Source organism: Thermosipho sp. 1070 (assembly GCF_001682135.1).
GTDB lineage: Bacteria > Thermotogota > Thermotogae > Thermotogales > Fervidobacteriaceae > Thermosipho > Thermosipho affectus.
Map to the genome: position 1 here is coordinate 411,039 of NZ_CP007121.1, position 17,667 is coordinate 428,705.

The following is a 17,667-nucleotide window of genomic DNA, read 5'->3' on the forward strand; positions in this document are numbered from 1 at the left end:
CCTATCTGGAAATAAAGAAAGCTGTCAAAATGCTCGAGACAAAGAACAAAATACCAAACAAAACGGTAATTTTTCCCTCTGTATCTAACCCCTTTTCTCTTCCAAATATCGTATTCATAGATCCCGAACCAAACGCTCCACCAAGTTCCGCAAATTTTCCCATCTGTTTTAAAGAAAGATAAATCAAAATAACACTAATAATTCCATGTACTATTAGCATCACCTTGTCCACTAGACACACCTCCATCCAAGTTTTTTCTAAGCTTTATTATAACATATCAAAATATCCAAATCAAATCTTAAGGTTATTTTCCACATTTAAAATCTGGCATACTCCACAATAACTACAAACATTTCTACAATCTTTTGTACTCTCGCCTTTGAAGAATCTTTCATACTCTTTCCAAAGAAAGTATTTTGTAACCCCTGAATCTATATGGTCCCATGGAAAATCATCTTTTAAACTATATGGTCCTTTGTATTTGTCTAAATCTATATCTTTAAACGACTCTATCCACTCATCAAAATTAAAAAACTCTGTCCATTCATCATAATAAGACATCTTATATTTTTTCATAATTACCCTAAATAAATGCCTATCACCTCTTGATAAAATTCCCTCAACAAAACTTTTTTTTCCATCATTTACATCAATTTTTGCATATCTTTTGTAATTTTTCAAAATACTATAAACATACTCCATATATTCTGGTTCTCTAATTTTGACAAATTGAAAAGCCGTGTGAGGTTTTGGAACAAGTAAATTAACAGATGCAGTAACAAGTTTAAACTTCATCCTTTTTATTTCTCTTAACAACTCACCTATTTCCTTTATATCACCCTCTGTTTCATCTGGAAATCCTACCATAAAATAAAGCTTTATTTTATTCCAACCTGCCTTTTTTGCTTCCAAAGCACTGTTGTAAATTTCATTAAAATCTATATTTTTGTTTATTTTATTTCTCATCGTTTGTGAACCAGCCTCTGGTGCAAGGGTAATTCCTCTTTTTCTAACCGAAGCTATTTTTGAAAGCAACTCAATGTTAAACGCATCAACCCTTGTAGAAGGAATAGACATTGAAATTTTTTTCTCTTTAATGTAAGGTAAAAGTCCATCTACAATCTCATTTAAAGTTGTATGATCCATAGCAGATAATGATAAAAGCGAAATTTCTTCATATCCTGTTTCTTTCAAAATTTTTTTTGCATTTTCAACAACATTTTTCTTGCTTCTTTCTCTTACAGGTCTATATACATAACCTGCATGACAAAATCTACATCCTCTAGTACAACCCCTACTAATCTCAATAACTCCCCTATCGTGAATACTTTGTACATTTGGAATAATCTGTCTTATTGGGACAAAGCATTCATCAAGATCACCTATAGCATTCTTTTTAATCTTTTTTGGAACATCTTTAATTGGAACAACCTTTTTTCCCCTTTGCCTGTAAAACTGGGGAATATATATCCCCGGAATCTTTGCTGCCTCTTTTAACCTATCTAACCTTCTTGCCCCTTTTGTTTCGCATAAAAGATCTAACAATTGCCTTAAATTCTTCTCTCCATCTCCTATATAGACTATATCAAAAACACCGGCTATAGGCTCAATATTAAAAACAACAGGGCCTCCTGCAATAACTATTGGATCACCATCTTTTCTTTTTTCAGATTCAACATTTATTTTGGAAAGTTCCAAAAGTTTTAATACATTTGTATAAGACAACTCATATTCTATTGATATTCCCAAAACATTCATGTTAAAGACTGGAGTTTTTGTTTCAAGAGTAAATAGTGGTATATCTTTTTTTTCCATCAGCTCTATCATATCAACCCATGGCAAAAACACCCGTTCTGCGTAAAATTCTTCAAATGAATTAATGTAATGGTACAATAATTCAAGACCATAGTGTGACATTCCTACTTCATACACATCTGGAAAGGCAAGTGCAATTCTAAATTTATTCTCAACATCTTTCCTAACCTGATTAAACTCTCCTCCAATATATCTTGCGGGTTTTTGAACATTCAAAAGCTCCTCATTTAAAAACCTTAAGATCATATACTACCTCCTCAATAAAACATATAAAACCAAACCCAAATTCCGCTATTTTGAAATCTTATCTTCTTTGTTGCCCTTCTACCAAAAAATTTTTCAAATTGATTATCCGGTGAAAGAATGTAAAACTTGGAATTTTTAAATTTTTTCAAGAATAAAGAAAAATCCACATCTGTTTTTATCCTTTCACCATACGGAGGATTGGTAACAACCCACACATTATCAAAGGTATAATCTCCAAAAGATTTATTCCCAAAAATTAAACCCGATATTCCAAACCTTTCTGCGTTAGCTCTTGCAACCTTTAAAATAGAATTATCAATATCGTATCCATATATTCCAGAAACATTTATATTTCTTTTTATTCTTTTAGGCCACTTTAAAAATCCCCAATTTTCAGAAACAAAATCTCTAAAAATCCCCGGCGGAGTATTAGATTTTATCAAAGCAGCCTCTATGGGAATTGTTCCACTTCCACAAAATGGATCAACCAACATATTTTTATTCCACCTTGAAAGCAAAATCATCGAAGCCGCTATTGTTTCCCTTAAAGGAGCTTTAGATGTCTTTAATCTATAACCTCTTTTACTTAACGCTTTTTCTCCAGTTGTATCTAAAAGTACTTGAAGTTCATCTCTTTTTAAAACTAACCTAACGGGAAATATCGTATTTTTTCTTTGTTTTATCTTTTTCTTTATAGCAGCATACGCAACGGAAATTATCGCACCTTTTGCGGAAAGTTTTGACTTTACAGATGAAATATCCGAAATATAAACTTTACCATCCACAAAATCCGACCAATTAATATTGTATATTGCCTTGTAAAGTTCTTCAAAGCTTGTTACCTTTTTTCGCTCAAGCAATATTAAAACTCTCTCGGCTGTCCTAAGGTTAATGTTGAGGAAAGGTATATCCTTTAGCTCTCCCTTAATATACACACGTCCTGAAACCGATTCCAATATCTTATACCCCATCTTTCTCAATTCAAGTGCTACAGCTGCCTCAAGACCTGTTGTACAAGTAAGTAAAAAAGTCATATTTTCTTCTCCATATAATACGCGTTTACCGGCATTTCAACTATCAATCCGTCAAAATTTAACTCCTTTACTTTTTGTAAAAACATATCAATTTTATTCTTTTCATCTACTATATCAATAACTATTGGTAAATCTTCAGATAGAGAAAAAAAATCACTCCTATGTATATGCCTCTTGTGTCCAAAGCCAATTATTCCTTTCATAACAGTTATTCCTCTTAATCCTTCATCGTATGCAAGTTTTACAATATATTCAAAAACAGGTTTTCCAAAATGTACATCTTTTTCCCCCAAATAAATTCTGAGCAACTTCATAAAACTCTCCCCCTTCCAAGTACCATCCCCAAAAATGCGGCCAAAAATCCCAAAACTACATTTGAAGAAAAATAACAAAAAGCCCTAAACGGACTTGTTAAAAATAAAGATAAAGATTCATATGTAAACGTTGAAAAAGTAGTAAATGATCCTAGAAAACCCGTTCCAAAAAACATCAAAAAACTCCTTGAAATCTCCAACCTTTCGATATTTAAAAACATTAGAAAAGATAATAAAAAGGCACCAACAACATTAACAATAACAGTTCCAAAGGGGATATAACCAAAAGGAAGGTGGGAATTAACAAATTTTGAAACAAAATATCTTGATAATGCACCCAATGCTCCACCCAAAGCTATATAAACTATCTTCACGATATTTCACTTCTTTCAAGCTTTTCGTATAAAACATAAGACATACTATCATCTACTATTCCATTCTCTGGAAATACTCGAATATAATTTGGTCTATCTTTGAAGAGCAATATTGCAAAACACATCCTTTTCGAAATATCACTTGCAACCATTATCTGTGCTTTTCTCAAAAGAAATTTAGATGTATATACTGTCTTGTCAAACAAAAAGAAAAAATCCACATCCTCTAAATAATTTTCGGCAATTCCAATCTGAGTTCCATTAATTATTGAGACAACGTAATTTTCCAATCTAATTTTCCTTTTAGTATTTCTCAAGACTACATCAACAAGCCTGTACTGTCCGTGGATAAACACATGCTCACCGTTATAAAAAATCGTATACGGAACGTTATAACTTTCAAAATCAGTTGTAATCCAAATATCCGGATCAAATTCTTCCACTAAAAAACTTTTAGATAAAAGAATTCTCAAAATTCCTCCACCTCTTTTAAAATTTTAAACAACTTTCTAAATGCACGGCTTCTGTGACTTATCTTTCTTTTAATCTCGTCTCCCAATTCCCCAAAAGTTTTTTCATATCCGTGCGGAATAAAAAATGGATCATATCCAAATCCAAAATTCCCTTTTATTTCTCTTGAAATTTCACCTTCAACTTTTCCTTCCACAGAAATCAGCACTCCCTTTTTGGGATTAAAATAAGTTGCAACACAAACAAATTGTGCAGATCTATCAACCTTGCTCTCTAACATTTTAAGAATTTTCTCCATCTTTAAAACATAAGGTTTTCCTTCCATAAATCTTGCACTTTCAACTCCGGGAAATTTTCCCAACGCATTAATTTCAAGTCCGGAATCATCTGCAATAACCGGTGTATTTAAAGCAAGTCCATAATAATAGGCTTTTTTCATGGAATTCTCGTAAAAAGACTTTCCATCTTCAATAACCTCTACATTTTTAGGAGACCTTTCAACTTCTATACCTTCTAAAATAATCCTAATCTCTTCAACCTTGTGCGGGTTTGAAGTTGCAATGTAAATCATTTTCACACCCCTAATAGTGATATTTTTCGTTATTTATTATTTTAAATCCCCTAAAAATCTGTTCTAATAGCAATATTAGTACCATTTCATGTGTAAAAGTAAATTTTGATAACGATATCCTCTTTAAAGATAACCTCCTTAATTGCTCATCTACCCCTAATGGCCCTCCTATAACAAAAACAATCTCCCCTTCAAACATCTGCATATCCAAAAATTTAGAAAATTCCAAACTATCAATTTGTTTCCCAAAAAGATCAAGTAAAACAAATTTCCTCCCCTTTATTTTACTTAAAATCTCCTTTGCTTCATTTTTAAGTATAACACCTCTCGAAAGTTTGTTAAGATCTCCACCCAATTTAATAAAAGTTACTTTTACCTTTGCAAATCTTTTTATCTTTCCCAAATAAAAATCAAAAGCATCTCGAAGATGCTTAGAAAGTTTTCCAGGAATAATTATTTCTATGTACACTACAATCCCTCACAATATTTATCTTCACATTCCAATCTTTCTAGTTTTTTAAAGATAATCTCTCCAACTGGATTTTCTATCCCAGATAAAAAATCTGCTAAATGCAGATGCAAACACTTTACCTTTGAAAAATTTGAAATCCCACCTGTTCCTACTTTTTTTAATTCTTCTCTCCAGCGTTTAAAATCTAAGAACTCTTTTTTTAAGAAAAACTTATCTCTTAAATCTATAACTTTCTTGTGTGCTAAAAATAGACGCTCTCTAAACCTTTCATCTTTGCTTATTATTCTTTCAATTTCTTTTATCATTCCCTTTTCTTCCAATCGAGATACCTCTTTTACAAGAAAAGGACACGTTAAATAATACAATGTGGGAAAAGGTTTTCCATCTTTAACAGGCAAACTAACAACAACCTGTGGAAATCCATAAGAACAAAAACGTGTAACATTGCAAAAGTTAGTAATCTCCCGTCCAAGTTGTTTGGCAACTATTTTATTTAAAACTTTATCACCAGTGCATTCCATTCGTTTTTCCTCCGATGTTCTATAATATTTAAATGCTTAAACAAATCTAATTTTGAATCTATAATCCCGGATAAAATAACTATTCCATCCTTTTTTAAATATTTAGGCATATCCTCCAATGCTTCTATTAAAATTTCGGCAATTATATTCGATACAATCAAATCGTACTTTCCATCTACATTTTTAAATAAATCTGACTTTCTAATTTCAACATCTCCATTATTCTTTTTTACATTTTCAAGAGCAGATTCAACGGCAAGTGGATCATTATCAACACCTAAAACTCTATTTGCACCTAATTTTTTAGATAAAATACTTAATATACCGCTACCACAACCTAAGTCCAAAACATCCATACCTGGTCTTAAATACTCCTTCAAAAAAGACGCGGCAAGTTTCGTTGTATCGTGAAGTCCTGTACCAAACGCAAGTCCTGGTGTTATCTTTATAACTACTCCCTTTTTTATATCGTGAAAATCTGGATCTATCCATACCCCTTCAATGAATTCAAAAGGACGAGAAATTAAATTCTTCACCCAATCATCTGATGATGTTACCCTTTCTTCAACAATGTCAAATGAAAAATCAAAATCAAAATCCTTTTTCTCACTAACTACAACTAAAAAAATTCCCTCTTTTGTTTCATAAAAATAATAATTGTTAATTTGTTTATCAAAAAAATATTCTTCCAATTTTTCTACATTTTCATTAGATATCCTATAAACTCTCTCAAAAAATTCCATTTTTTATTCACCACCTAAATACAAACCTTCATCCTTCAACACATACATCCTTCCGTACGAAGGAAGAAAAGCCATGGGATTTGTATGCCTTCCATTTCTTCTCACTTCAAAATGCAAATGTGGACCGGTACTCACCCCTGTCGAACCTACTCTTCCAATTAATTCTCCTCTTCTTAAACTCTGTCCTTTATACACACATATTTTCGACATATGACCATAAACTATGTCGTAACTACCATAATCAACTATAACTGCAAGTCCATAACCCCCATATTCACCTGCAAATTTCACAACTCCATTTGTAGCAGAAAAGATAGGAGTCCCCATTGGTGCAGAAATATCTACCCCTGTGTGAAAACTTTTTCTATGATAAATAGGGTGCATTCTCCACCCATATGTAGAAGAAATCTTTCCAAAAACCGGCCAAATGAAATCTTTATCATATACATTAAAAGCTTTTCCAACATAATCTAGAGGGACAAATAATTTCTGTCCTACATAAATATAGGTGCTCTTCAAATCATTTGAAACTTTTATATCATCTACCGTTGTAAAAAATCTTAACGCAATCGAATAAAGACTATCTCCTTGTTGAACCTCGTATATAATACCAGAAGGTTGAGGTATCTTTAAAACTTCACCGACCTTCAAATTATACGGATCAATATCATTCCAATCAAGGATGACAGACGGTGAAACCCCAAATACCTGGGATAGCTTATATATAGTATCCCCAGGTTGTACATAATAGCTTAAAATAAAATAACTGGGAAATACAAAAACTGAGACAAGCAAAATAATAAATGAAATCTTCTTCATAGTTTAATACGCTCCTCTCATTAAAGACAAAATTATTTTACCATACAAAAACTCATAAAATCAAATAAAAAATAAAAATTTAAAAGTATCTTTGAAAAAATAAATAAAAAACACATTAAAAAAGCTAAATTAAGTTAATCATTTTTAATAATATTTTACAAATTTTGCTTAATACCCCCTGTTCTGTTAATATTAAAACTGTAATGTAAAAATAAAGGGGGGATTATGTGAAAACCACATTAAAAGTACGAATGAGTAGTGCAGATGCCCATTATGGTGGCAATTTAGTTGATGGTGCAAAAATTTTGCAGCTTTTTGGTGATGTTGCAACGGAATTACTCATTCGTCATGATGGAGACGAAGGATTGTTTCGCGCATATGAAAATATTGAATTTTTAGCACCAGTTTATGCAGGAGACTTTATAGAAATAACAGGTGAAATAATTAAAGTTGGTAAAACTTCTAGAAAAATGGAATTTATAGCAAAAAAGATTATAACTGCAAGACCGGATATAAACGATAGTGCAGCAGATGTGCTGGAAGAACCAATAATCGTTTGTAAAGCTATAGGGACATGTGTAGTTCCACTCGACAAACAAAGAAGGGGATAACATGGAAAAACTTATTATCACCGTTGCCGTAACAGGTGCAGAAGTTACAAAAGAAAAACAACCCAATCTTCCCATTACACCAGATGAAATTGCAGATGAAGTATACGAATGTTACCTTGCAGGTGCATCTATTGCGCATATCCACGCACGGAAAAATGATGGAACACCTACACAATCATACGAAATCTACAAAGAAATAAAGGAAAAGATAGAAAAAAAGTGCAACATAATCTTCCAACCTTCCACAGGTGGAGCAACGTGGCACACCTTCGAAGAAAGAATGCAACCATTACTAACAAATCCAGAAATGGCAACACTTAGTGCAGGAACTTGCAATTTTGGAAATGATGTCTTTTTAAATCCAATGGAATACATAGAAAAGTTTGCTATTGAAATGAAAAAAAGAAATATAAAACCAGAAATTGAAGTTTTCGAACGTGGAATGATTCAAAATGCATTAAATCTAGTAAAAAAAGGAATACTTGATTTACCCCTCCATTTTGATTTTGTTATGGGAGTGCCTGGGGCAATACCAGCAACGATAGATGATCTCGTTTATCTAGTTTCAAAACTTCCAGAAGGTTCTACATGGAGTGTTGCCGGTATAGGAAAATATGAACTTCCATTGGCAGTTCACGCCATACTTATGGGTGGACACGTCAGAGTGGGATTTGAAGATAACATCTATTATAAAAAAGGGGTGCTTGCAAAATCGAATGCCCAACTTGTGGAAAGAATTGTAAGAATTGCAAAGGAGTTGGGAAGGGAAATTGCAACCCCAGATGAGGCAAGAAAAATTTTGGAAATAAAAAAGGAGGAGTAAGATGATAAATAAGAAGGGATGTCCATATGGAACGCACAGGGTTATTGAACCAGAAGGTTTTTTACCACAAGCTGCAAAAAAAATAGATAACAACATGGAAATCTATTCCAACGAAATACTAATAGATGTAAAGACTTTAAACGTGGACTCTGCAAGCTTTACTCAGATAAAAAATTCGTGTAACAACAATATCGAATGCATAAAAAAAACAATTCTCTCAATAGTAAAAGAAAAGGGAAAGCTTCAAAATCCCTTAACTGGTAGTGGTGGTATGTTAATAGGGACTGTTAAAGAAATAGGAAAAGATTTAAAAACAGACCTAAAGGTAGGGGACAAAATTGCAACCCTTGTATCCCTTTCCCTTACCCCACTAAAAATTGACGAAATTTTAGATATAAAAATTGATGCGGAACAAGTGGATATAAAGGGAAAAGCAATATTATTCGAAACGGGAATTTACGCAAAACTTCCAGATGACATTCCAGAAAAACTCGCACTTGCCGTTTTAGATGTTGCAGGTGCACCAGCGCAAGTAAATAAACTTGTAAAACCTGGAATGACAGTTGCAATAATAGGTGGTGGTGGAAAATCTGGAATACTCTGCACCTATCAAGCAATGAAAAATGTTGGAAAAAATGGTAAAGTTATTGTAATAGAATATTCTAAGGAAAATGCTCAAAAAATAATTGATTTAAACCTTGCACACCACGTAATAGTCGCAGATGCCACAAAACCTGTGGAAGTATACCAAAAATTCACAGAAGTTAGTGAACTTGCAGATGTAACTATTAACAACGTTAACGTCGAAGGTACTGAAATGTCTTCTATATTAATTACTAAAGATGAAGGAATAATTTATTTCTTTAGTATGGCCACATCTTTCACTCGGGCAGCCTTGGGAGCTGAAGGTGTGGGAAAAGACGTAACTATGATAATTGGAAATGGATATACTAAGGGTCACGCACAACTAAGTTTGAATATTATCAGAGAATCTAATGAAATAAGAAAGCTATTTGAATCAAAATATTGTTAATGGGGGGATAGGATGAGACATTATAAAGATATACCACTTTGGAAAGATGTAACAGAAGAAGAATGGAATGATTGGAAATGGCAAATAAGAAACAGAATAACAGACGTAGACACTTTAAAAAAAGTAATCAACCTTACCAAGGAAGAAGAAGAGGGAATAAGACAAAGCCTTAAAACTTTGAGAATGGCAATAACACCTTATTACGCCTCACTTATGGATCCTGATAATCCAAAATGCCCCATTAGAAGACAAGCAGTACCTACAATAAAAGAACTTGAACTAAAACCTTGGGATATGGTTGATCCACTACACGAGGATGAAGATTCTCCAGTTCCAGGATTAACACACAGATATCCAGATAGGGTTTTGTTTTTAATTACCGATATGTGTGCTATGTATTGTAGACACTGTACAAGAAGAAGATTTGCAGGTCAACATGATAGAGCTAGAACAAAAAGTGAAATAGATGCAGCTATCGAATACATAAGGGAAACTCCTGAAGTTAGAGATGTATTACTTTCCGGTGGAGACGCATTACTTGCTGGAATCGATATGCTTGAATACATATTAAAAGAATTGAGAAAGATAAAACATGTGGAGATAATTAGAATAGGAACAAGGGCACCTGTAGTCATTCCACAAATCGTTACAAAAGAACTCACCAATATGCTAAAAAAATATCATCCAATATGGATTAATATGCAATTTAACCATCCAAAAGAAATAACACCTGAAAGTTCGAAAGCTTGTGAAATGCTTGCAGATTCCGGTATTCCATTGGGAAATCAATCTGTACTTTTACGTGGAATAAACGACAGTCCATATATCATGATGGAACTTGTCCACCAACTTGTAAAAATAAGGGTAAGACCGTACTATATTTACCAATGTGATCTTTCACAGGGAATTTCTCACTTTAGAACATCCATTGGAACTGGATTGAGAATAATAGAAAGCTTAATTGGACATACTTCAGGTTTTTGTGTTCCAACATACGTTGTCGATGCACCAGCAGGTGGTGGGAAAATTAGGCTAATGCCTCAATATCTAATCTCTTATTCAAATAACACCGCAATTTTACGTAATTATGAAGGTGTTATCGTTGCATATCACGAACCAGAAGAAACAAAATCAGATGTAGACGATAGTGAATACAGAAGAAAATATGAGTTTACAGGCATTGCCTCTCTTTATGAAAGCAAAAAAATATCCATCGAACCCACACACCTTGAAAGACATGAAAGAATCAAAAACTGGAAAGAAAAAAGGGGAGAAAAAAGATGAAATATGAAGAATTAAGCGTCGGCCAAACATATGAAAAGGTTATAAAGGTAGAAGAAAAACATGTATTTCAATTTGCAGAAATTACGGGAGACAAAAATCCTGTACATATTGATGAAGAATATGCCAAAAAATCTATTTTTGGAGGAAGAATTGCCCATGGCATTCTTCTCCTTGGTTATATTTCATATGTTTTGGGAATGGAGTTTCCAGGTCCTGGAACAATATACATGTCACAAAACGCAAAATTTTTAAGGCCTGTATACGTAGGAAAAAACATAAAAATAAAAATAAAAGTATTGGAAAAGCATGATGAAAAAAAGAGGATAAAAGTTTCCACGTTAATTTTTAACGAAAAAGACGAATTATGTGTGGAAGGAGATGCTCTACTTTCGTTAAAATTCCTTTGATAAATTTGTTTAAAAAATTCAAAACAATAGCAATTGTAGGATTGGAAAAAAACACAGGAAAAACAGAAACGTTTAATTTTCTGCTAAAGCATTTGCAGAAAGATTTCGTATTGGGAGTCACATCAATTGGGATTGATGGTGAAGATACAGATCAAGTAACTTTCACAAAAAAACCAAACATATTAGTCGACAATGGGATCTTATTTGTAACTACAGAAAATTTTTACAAAAGGAAAAATTTTCTTTCAGAAATACTATATGTTTCAGACAGAAGCACATCAACGGGAAGAGTAATAATTGCAAAGGCACTTGAAAAAGGAAAAATAATTTTATCAGGCCCCACTACAATCCAATGGCTCAAAGAAATAAATTCAATACTTCAAACATTTGGAGTGGAAAAAATACTAATAGACGGGGCTTTGTCTAGAATAAGTAGTTCAACATTAAGCGATGCAGTAGTACTTTCAACTGGTGCTGCAGTAAGTTTGGATATAGAAAAAATAGTTGAAAAAACATTGGATTTATTTTACAAAATAAATCTCCCTTTATACCCTGAAAAGTTGGATATAAAATCAGGTATATTTACAAAAGATTTAAAACTAATAGCACGTTCATCTTTAAATATCAATGATTTAAGTTTAATAAAAGACCAAAAGGAAATTCTAATAGGCGGGGCATTAACGGAAAAATTTTTAAGGAAATTGATAAATAATAATACCTATCCAACTTTGGTAGTTAAGGATTTTTCAAAAATATTTGTAAATAGTTTTTATTTAAAACTCTATCAAAAAAAAGGTGGAAAGATATTGGTGCTACACAAGCCAAATTTGTGTTTAGTTACGGTAAACCCATATTCCCCAAATGGCTTTGTAATAGACGACAAACTACTAATCGAAAAACTATCAAGTAAAATAAAATTACCCATATTAAACGTTAGAAAGGTTGAAGGTGAATGGATATAGGCTTTGATTACATCAAACAAAATTTGGACTTTTCCTCGCAAATTGGCAAAAGATACCTTGAAAATCTAAATCTTTTATCGGATAAAGATACAATACAATTACATCTAAAAGCTATGGAAAAATTGTTTGATATACCAATTGATAAAATCAAAAACATTCTCTCACACTTTCAGGATATACTTAAAACTATAAATAAATTAACAACTGGAACAACACTTGATGAAATTGAACTGTTTCAATTAAAACAATTCTCATACTTTTCAAACGAATTATTTGAAATTCTCAAAGATTTAAATCTTCTGGATTGCTTTAAGCTTGAAAAATTACATAAACCTTTCCAAATTCTAGATCCAGAAAACCAAAATCTTCCAACCTTTTACATATACAGTAGCTATGACAAAGAACTTGAAAATATAAGAAAAGAAAAAGCTAAAATAAAAGATGAGGAAAAATTACTCAAGCTATCTATAAAAGAAAAAGAAATAGAGGAAAAAATATGCAAAAATCTTTCCGAAAGATTATCCAGACATTCACATAATTTTTTAAAAAACTATGAAACTATTGGATTTTTGGATCTTTCCATATCAAAAATGGAACTTTCCAAAAAACTGGATCTAAAAAAACCCAATATATCGGAGCAACTTACTATAAAGCTTTCTAAACTTTTTAACCCTGAAGTAAAAGAAATACTCGAAAATACCGGAAAACATTTTCAAAAAGTAGATATAACCTTAAAAAACGGCACACAAATTATAACCGGTGCAAATATGGGTGGAAAAACTATTCTTTTAAAAACAATAGCACTTTCTCAAATTCTATTTCAAAAAGGATTTTATATTCCAGCGGAAAACGCCTTTTTGCCAATTTTTGATGATATCTTCTTTATTTCAGGAGATTTTCAAGATGAAAAACTTGGACTTTCTTCATTTGCCGCTGAAATGAAAATTTTAAATAACATATTTAAACAAATCAAAAGTAACAAAAAATTTTTGATTTTACTTGATGAACCTGCACGTACGACAAACCCATTAGAAGGAAAAGCTATAGTTAAAGCAATTGCAAAGTTATTTAACAAACCAAATATAGTATGCGCAATAACTACACATTTTGACAATGTACTATCTTCAAATATGCGTCATTTAAGAGTTAAGGGATTAAAAGATATAGAAAAAATAGACAAAAACAAAGAATTACAAGATTATTTTGACTATTCACTTGAAGAAATAACGCAAAAAAATTCTCCAAAAGAAGCAATAAAAATATTAAAATTACTAGATATAGACAACAATATAGTGGAAAAAATAGAGGAGGTATTGGAAAATGGAGAGTAAACTAGGACTTGATTTCAAAAAAGTAGACTACGCAAAAAAACTTGCCCAAAAAATAGCCAAAGATATAAAAGAATTCGTAGAACCTCGCTCCACAACTTCTATCGAAAGAACAATATGCAGATTTTTAGGTATAGATGGAACAAATAATGAAAAAGTTCCTCTTCCAAATGTCGTTGTTGATCACTTAAAAGAAAAAGGAATTTTAGAACAAGGTGCAGCATATTTTATTGGAAACGCAATGATAGAAACAGAACTCTCCCCACAAGAAATAGCAGAAAAAATAGCTAAAAAAGAATTGGATTTAAGCAAAGTAAAAACACATTCCATAGAAAATGTATTGGATATTCTAAATCCATTAGTTGAAAGTACAATAAACCGCATAAAAGAAAATAAAAACATACGAGAAAAAATGATAAATGAAATTGGTGATGGAAAGCAACCATATCTTTATGTAATAGTTGCCACGGGAAATATATACGAAGATGTCGTTCAGGCACAGGCTGCCGCACGACAAGGTGCAGATATAATTGCGGTAATTCGTTCTACTGCACAAAGTTTACTTGACTATGTACCATATGGCCCAACTACAGAAGGTTTTGGGGGAACTTATGCTACTCAGGAAAACTTTAAAATAATGAGGAAAGCACTAGATGAGGTTTCCCGCGAAGTCGGAAGATATATCAGACAAGTAAATTATGCATCAGGCCTTTGTATGCCAGAAATAGCCGCAATGGGAGCTATTGAAAGATTAGATATGATGTTAAACGATGCCCTTTACGGCATTCTATTTCGGGATATTAATATGCAAAGAACTATAATTGATCAGCATTTTTCAAGAGTAATAAATGGATTTGCTGGGATAATAATAAACACAGGTGAGGACAATTATCTTACAACGGCCGATGCATATCAAGAAGCACATACCGTTCTTGCCTCACAATTTATAAACGAACAACTTGCATTAATAGCAAATCTTCCCGAAGAACAAATGGGTTTAGGCCACGCATTTGAAATGAATCCTGATCTTGAAAATGGCTTTTTATACGAGCTTGCACAAGCTCAAATGGCAAGAGAAATATTTCCAAAAGCTCCTTTAAAATACATGCCTCCAACAAAATATATGACAGGAAATATATTCAAAGGACTAGTTCAAGATGCAATGTTCAACGTAATTTCAATTTGGACTAAACAAGGAATCCAACTTCTAGGCATGTTAACTGAAGCTATCCATACTCCATTTATGTCAGATAGATACCTCGCAATTGAAACGGCAAAATACATATTTAATAACATGAAAAACATAGGAGATGAAATATACTTTAAAGAAAATGGTTTAATACAAAATAGAGCCAAACAAGTTTTAAATGAAGCTATAGAACTCCTCGAAAAAATATCAGAAATCGGGCTTTTTAAAGCTTTAAGTTTAGGAGTCTTTGCAAATATAAAAAGACCAATAAATGGTGGAAAAGGACTTGACGGAGTATTTATGAAAGGCAAAAATTATATAAACCCATTTTTTGATAAAATGTTAGAAAGAAGGTGTCAAGAATGAGTGGATACAATCTTGAAAAAAAGAATATAGATAAAACACTAAACCTTAAAGCGGTTAAACCCTATGGTGACACCATGAATGATGGGAAATTACAAGTAAGTTTTACACTACCTGTACCATTTGGAGATGAAGCTACAGAAGCGGCAAAAATACTAATGAAAAAAATGGGTCTTGAAAATCCACAAATAGTATTTTCAAAAGAATTAACAAATGGTTTTACATTTTTCATTGGCTATGGAGATTGCATTCACACAATAGACTATACAAGTATACATGTTCCAAAAGTTCACGTTGAGGAAATGACAATGTATGAGATAGATAAATTTATAAAAGAAAAAATAGGCAGAAAAATAGTAGTAGTAGGTGCCACTATAGGAACTGACGCACACACAGTTGGGCTAGATGCTATTTTAAACATGAAAGGATTTGCCGGACACTACGGACTTGAAAGATACGAAATGTTCGAAATATACAACATGGGAAGTCAAGTACCAGTTGAAGAATTTGTAAAAAAAGCAATCGAGGTTAACGCAGATGCATTACTTGTCTCACAAACCGTTACTCAAAAAAATATACATATAAAACACCTTACCGAACTTGTGGAATTACTTGAAGCAGAAGGCTTAAGAGAAAAATTAGTATTGGTAGTTGGCGGGCCAAGAATAACACATGAGCTTGCAAAAGAACTGGGATACGATGCGGGGTTTGGCCCTAATACATTTGCAGAACATGTAGGTTCATTCCTTGCGCATGAAGTATATAAAAGATTAAATAAATAAGGGGCAAAAGCCCCTATTTTTTTATTAAAAACCTTATTTGAATAAAAAATACTATAATCGTCAACAATAGTCCAAAAATTCCAAGCCCCTTTATCCCAGAAAAATAATCCAAAAAAGTTCCACCAATTAATGGACCAAAACCAAACAAAAGACCAATTACAGCTTCATGAAATCCTCCTTGCTTTCCCTGATCATCTTCTTCAGAATGAAGCCCATAGTATATTGCAAATGTATATGGAATAGCGTAACACATTCCACTCAAGAAAGAAATTACCAAAAATAACATTGGCGATGGTTTAAAAAACATAAGAAGGGAAGTTACCGGCAATACTAATAAAAAATAAAAAGAAACCTTTGGTTTTCCCACCCAAAAGTTAAATTTCCCCATAAATAAAAAAGTCAAAAAAACTGACAAATTTGCAAAGGCAATTAAAAATCCTGTTAAACTAAGCGCCGTACCATATGAACTTATTAATTTTGGAAAAAGAGCCAAAACTGACGTATACAAAAGTCCTGAAAAAAACAACGTACTTCTATACACCAACCTATATTTTTTTATATTTTTCACTATCTTTTCCATTTTAAAATTGCAACACAAAAGTCTTATGTAATTTCCAAAGCTTTTATAATCATACCAAACAAAAATACTCATAGTAGTAGAAAGAAATAAACCATATCCAAATATTATTTGTGGATATTTTACAGTCATAAATGGTCCCAAAGCCATCCCAATGATATTTCCAAAACTCCACGAAAGATTAAATCTCATAACTGTTTTAGAATGTGGAAAGTTTGCTAACGATTCGCTTTTTGATATTAGTCCCTCAATTTGAGGATAAAAACTTCCAAAAAATAAGTTTGATATAACAGCTATTACTATTAAAGAAAATATGCCTGATAAATTTAATGAAACAACTAAAAAGAAAAAATACAGCAAAAACTCCACTATCAATATCTTTTTATAACCAAACTTATCACCAAGATGACCTATACTAATACTAGTTATCACGTAAGAAAGTGCACCAAAAAAATTTATCATACCAATCTGAGAATATGCTAACCCCAACTTCGAACCCATTGAGTTTACATATGAAGTTATTAAATAAAACAATATAGAGAAACATACTGAAATAAAATGATATCTGTGAAATCTCATACAACTCCCCCTTCGTAATTAAAAAATTTATAGCTATCCCAATAAATCTTACAGTGATAAATATAAATTTAGAAGTCATAGTATGAAAATTATCGTTATTAATCTACTTTTTCTTACCTTTCATTATAAAAAAACCTCAATAGATTGAGAAATCATTTATGCCGCAAATAACACTAATAAAAATCTCCAATTCCGTCATAAAATTGTCACAAAATGTTTTGTTATTCTACTATAAACGATGGAATTGACAACCAATGTGCTACCAAATAATATCTAGTAAATTCTAATATTCTTAAAAAGTAATATTTTGAAGATTTTACCACAACAATCTTTTCATCATCTTATGCA

General features: G+C 32.1%; 21 protein-coding genes. 9 read left to right on the forward strand and 12 right to left on the reverse strand.

What is annotated here, in order from left to right; genetic code table 11:
- Position 1: 1 nt before the first annotated feature.
- From secG to Y592_RS02070, 11 genes are read right to left on the reverse strand one after another with little or no spacing between them, the layout of a single operon-like run.
- Positions 2-232 (reverse strand): preprotein translocase subunit SecG, encoded by a 231-nt coding sequence (secG, locus tag Y592_RS02020; protein ID WP_172799327.1) that lies wholly within the window; start codon positions 230-232, stop codon positions 2-4.
- A gap of 60 nt (positions 233-292) precedes the next feature.
- The gene (locus Y592_RS02025) at positions 293-2,062 is read right to left on the reverse strand and encodes a TIGR03960 family B12-binding radical SAM protein (RefSeq protein ID WP_075665401.1); all 1,770 of its coding nucleotides are present in this window, start codon (positions 2,060-2,062) and stop codon (positions 293-295) included.
- An 11-nt stretch (positions 2,063-2,073) separates the two neighbouring features.
- Positions 2,074-3,096 (reverse strand): THUMP domain-containing class I SAM-dependent RNA methyltransferase, encoded by a 1,023-nt coding sequence (locus Y592_RS02030; RefSeq protein WP_075665402.1) that lies wholly within the window; start codon positions 3,094-3,096, stop codon positions 2,074-2,076.
- Positions 3,093-3,410, reverse strand: coding sequence for a DUF190 domain-containing protein (locus Y592_RS02035; protein WP_075665403.1), 318 nt, complete (start codon positions 3,408-3,410; stop codon positions 3,093-3,095). The genes Y592_RS02030 and Y592_RS02035 overlap by 4 nt, the downstream gene beginning before the upstream one ends.
- On the reverse strand, positions 3,407-3,784 hold the full coding sequence (gene crcB, locus Y592_RS02040) for a fluoride efflux transporter CrcB (RefSeq protein ID WP_077287150.1): 378 nt from the start codon (positions 3,782-3,784) through the stop codon (positions 3,407-3,409). Before crcB ends, Y592_RS02035 begins: the two co-directional genes overlap by 4 nt.
- Complete coding sequence (locus Y592_RS02045; protein WP_075665405.1) at positions 3,781-4,257, reverse strand: hypothetical protein; 477 nt, start codon at positions 4,255-4,257, stop codon at positions 3,781-3,783. The genes crcB and Y592_RS02045 overlap by 4 nt, the downstream gene beginning before the upstream one ends.
- Positions 4,254-4,826, reverse strand: a complete 573-nt coding sequence (gene rdgB, locus Y592_RS02050; RefSeq protein ID WP_075665406.1) for an RdgB/HAM1 family non-canonical purine NTP pyrophosphatase — start codon at positions 4,824-4,826, stop codon at positions 4,254-4,256. The genes Y592_RS02045 and rdgB overlap by 4 nt, the downstream gene beginning before the upstream one ends.
- Before the next feature lie 10 nt (positions 4,827-4,836).
- Entirely contained in the window at positions 4,837-5,295 is a 459-nt protein-coding gene (locus Y592_RS02055; protein WP_088368841.1) for a 23S rRNA (pseudouridine(1915)-N(3))-methyltransferase RlmH, read from the reverse strand.
- Positions 5,295-5,819, reverse strand: coding sequence for a DUF501 domain-containing protein (locus Y592_RS02060; protein ID WP_075665408.1), 525 nt, complete (start codon positions 5,817-5,819; stop codon positions 5,295-5,297). The genes Y592_RS02055 and Y592_RS02060 overlap by 1 nt, the downstream gene beginning before the upstream one ends.
- Positions 5,792-6,562 (reverse strand): 50S ribosomal protein L11 methyltransferase, encoded by a 771-nt coding sequence (locus Y592_RS02065; RefSeq protein WP_075665409.1) that lies wholly within the window; start codon positions 6,560-6,562, stop codon positions 5,792-5,794. The genes Y592_RS02060 and Y592_RS02065 overlap by 28 nt, the downstream gene beginning before the upstream one ends.
- Before the next feature lie 3 nt (positions 6,563-6,565).
- Positions 6,566-7,381 carry a peptidoglycan DD-metalloendopeptidase family protein gene (locus Y592_RS02070; protein ID WP_075665410.1) on the reverse strand — a complete coding sequence of 272 codons (816 nt, stop codon included), beginning with the start codon at positions 7,379-7,381 and terminating at the stop codon, positions 6,566-6,568.
- A 251-nt stretch (positions 7,382-7,632) separates the two neighbouring features.
- Here Y592_RS02070 and Y592_RS02075 point away from each other — a divergent pair, with 251 nt between their 5' ends.
- From Y592_RS02075 to Y592_RS02115, 9 genes are read left to right on the forward strand one after another with little or no spacing between them, the layout of a single operon-like run.
- Positions 7,633-7,992 carry a hotdog domain-containing protein gene (locus tag Y592_RS02075; protein WP_075666683.1) on the forward strand — a complete coding sequence of 120 codons (360 nt, stop codon included), beginning with the start codon at positions 7,633-7,635 and terminating at the stop codon, positions 7,990-7,992.
- A 1-nt stretch (position 7,993) separates the two neighbouring features.
- Positions 7,994-8,815 carry a 3-keto-5-aminohexanoate cleavage protein gene (locus Y592_RS02080; RefSeq protein WP_075665411.1) on the forward strand — a complete coding sequence of 274 codons (822 nt, stop codon included), beginning with the start codon at positions 7,994-7,996 and terminating at the stop codon, positions 8,813-8,815.
- Between the two features lies 1 nt (position 8,816).
- Positions 8,817-9,848, forward strand: coding sequence for an L-erythro-3,5-diaminohexanoate dehydrogenase (locus tag Y592_RS02085; protein WP_075665412.1), 1,032 nt, complete (start codon positions 8,817-8,819; stop codon positions 9,846-9,848).
- A gap of 12 nt (positions 9,849-9,860) precedes the next feature.
- Positions 9,861-11,132: a lysine 2,3-aminomutase gene (gene ablA, locus Y592_RS02090; protein WP_077197904.1), complete on the forward strand. Its 1,272-nt coding sequence runs from the start codon at positions 9,861-9,863 to the stop codon at positions 11,130-11,132.
- Positions 11,129-11,539, forward strand: a complete 411-nt coding sequence (locus Y592_RS02095; RefSeq protein ID WP_075665414.1) for a MaoC family dehydratase — start codon at positions 11,129-11,131, stop codon at positions 11,537-11,539. Before ablA ends, Y592_RS02095 begins: the two co-directional genes overlap by 4 nt.
- Positions 11,540-11,580: 41 nt before the next feature.
- Positions 11,581-12,501 (forward strand): hypothetical protein, encoded by a 921-nt coding sequence (locus tag Y592_RS02100; RefSeq protein WP_232218206.1) that lies wholly within the window; start codon positions 11,581-11,583, stop codon positions 12,499-12,501.
- Positions 12,492-13,832: a MutS-related protein gene (locus Y592_RS02105; protein WP_075665416.1), complete on the forward strand. Its 1,341-nt coding sequence runs from the start codon at positions 12,492-12,494 to the stop codon at positions 13,830-13,832. Before Y592_RS02100 ends, Y592_RS02105 begins: the two co-directional genes overlap by 10 nt.
- Positions 13,822-15,384, forward strand: coding sequence for a lysine 5,6-aminomutase subunit alpha (locus Y592_RS02110; RefSeq protein WP_075665417.1), 1,563 nt, complete (start codon positions 13,822-13,824; stop codon positions 15,382-15,384). Before Y592_RS02105 ends, Y592_RS02110 begins: the two co-directional genes overlap by 11 nt.
- Complete coding sequence (locus Y592_RS02115; protein ID WP_075665418.1) at positions 15,381-16,163, forward strand: OAM dimerization domain-containing protein; 783 nt, start codon at positions 15,381-15,383, stop codon at positions 16,161-16,163. The genes Y592_RS02110 and Y592_RS02115 overlap by 4 nt, the downstream gene beginning before the upstream one ends.
- Before the next feature lie 13 nt (positions 16,164-16,176).
- Here Y592_RS02115 and Y592_RS02120 read toward each other — a convergent pair whose 3' ends face one another.
- Entirely contained in the window at positions 16,177-17,319 is a 1,143-nt protein-coding gene (locus Y592_RS02120; RefSeq protein ID WP_075665419.1) for an MFS transporter, read from the reverse strand.
- Positions 17,320-17,667 lie beyond the last annotated feature (348 nt).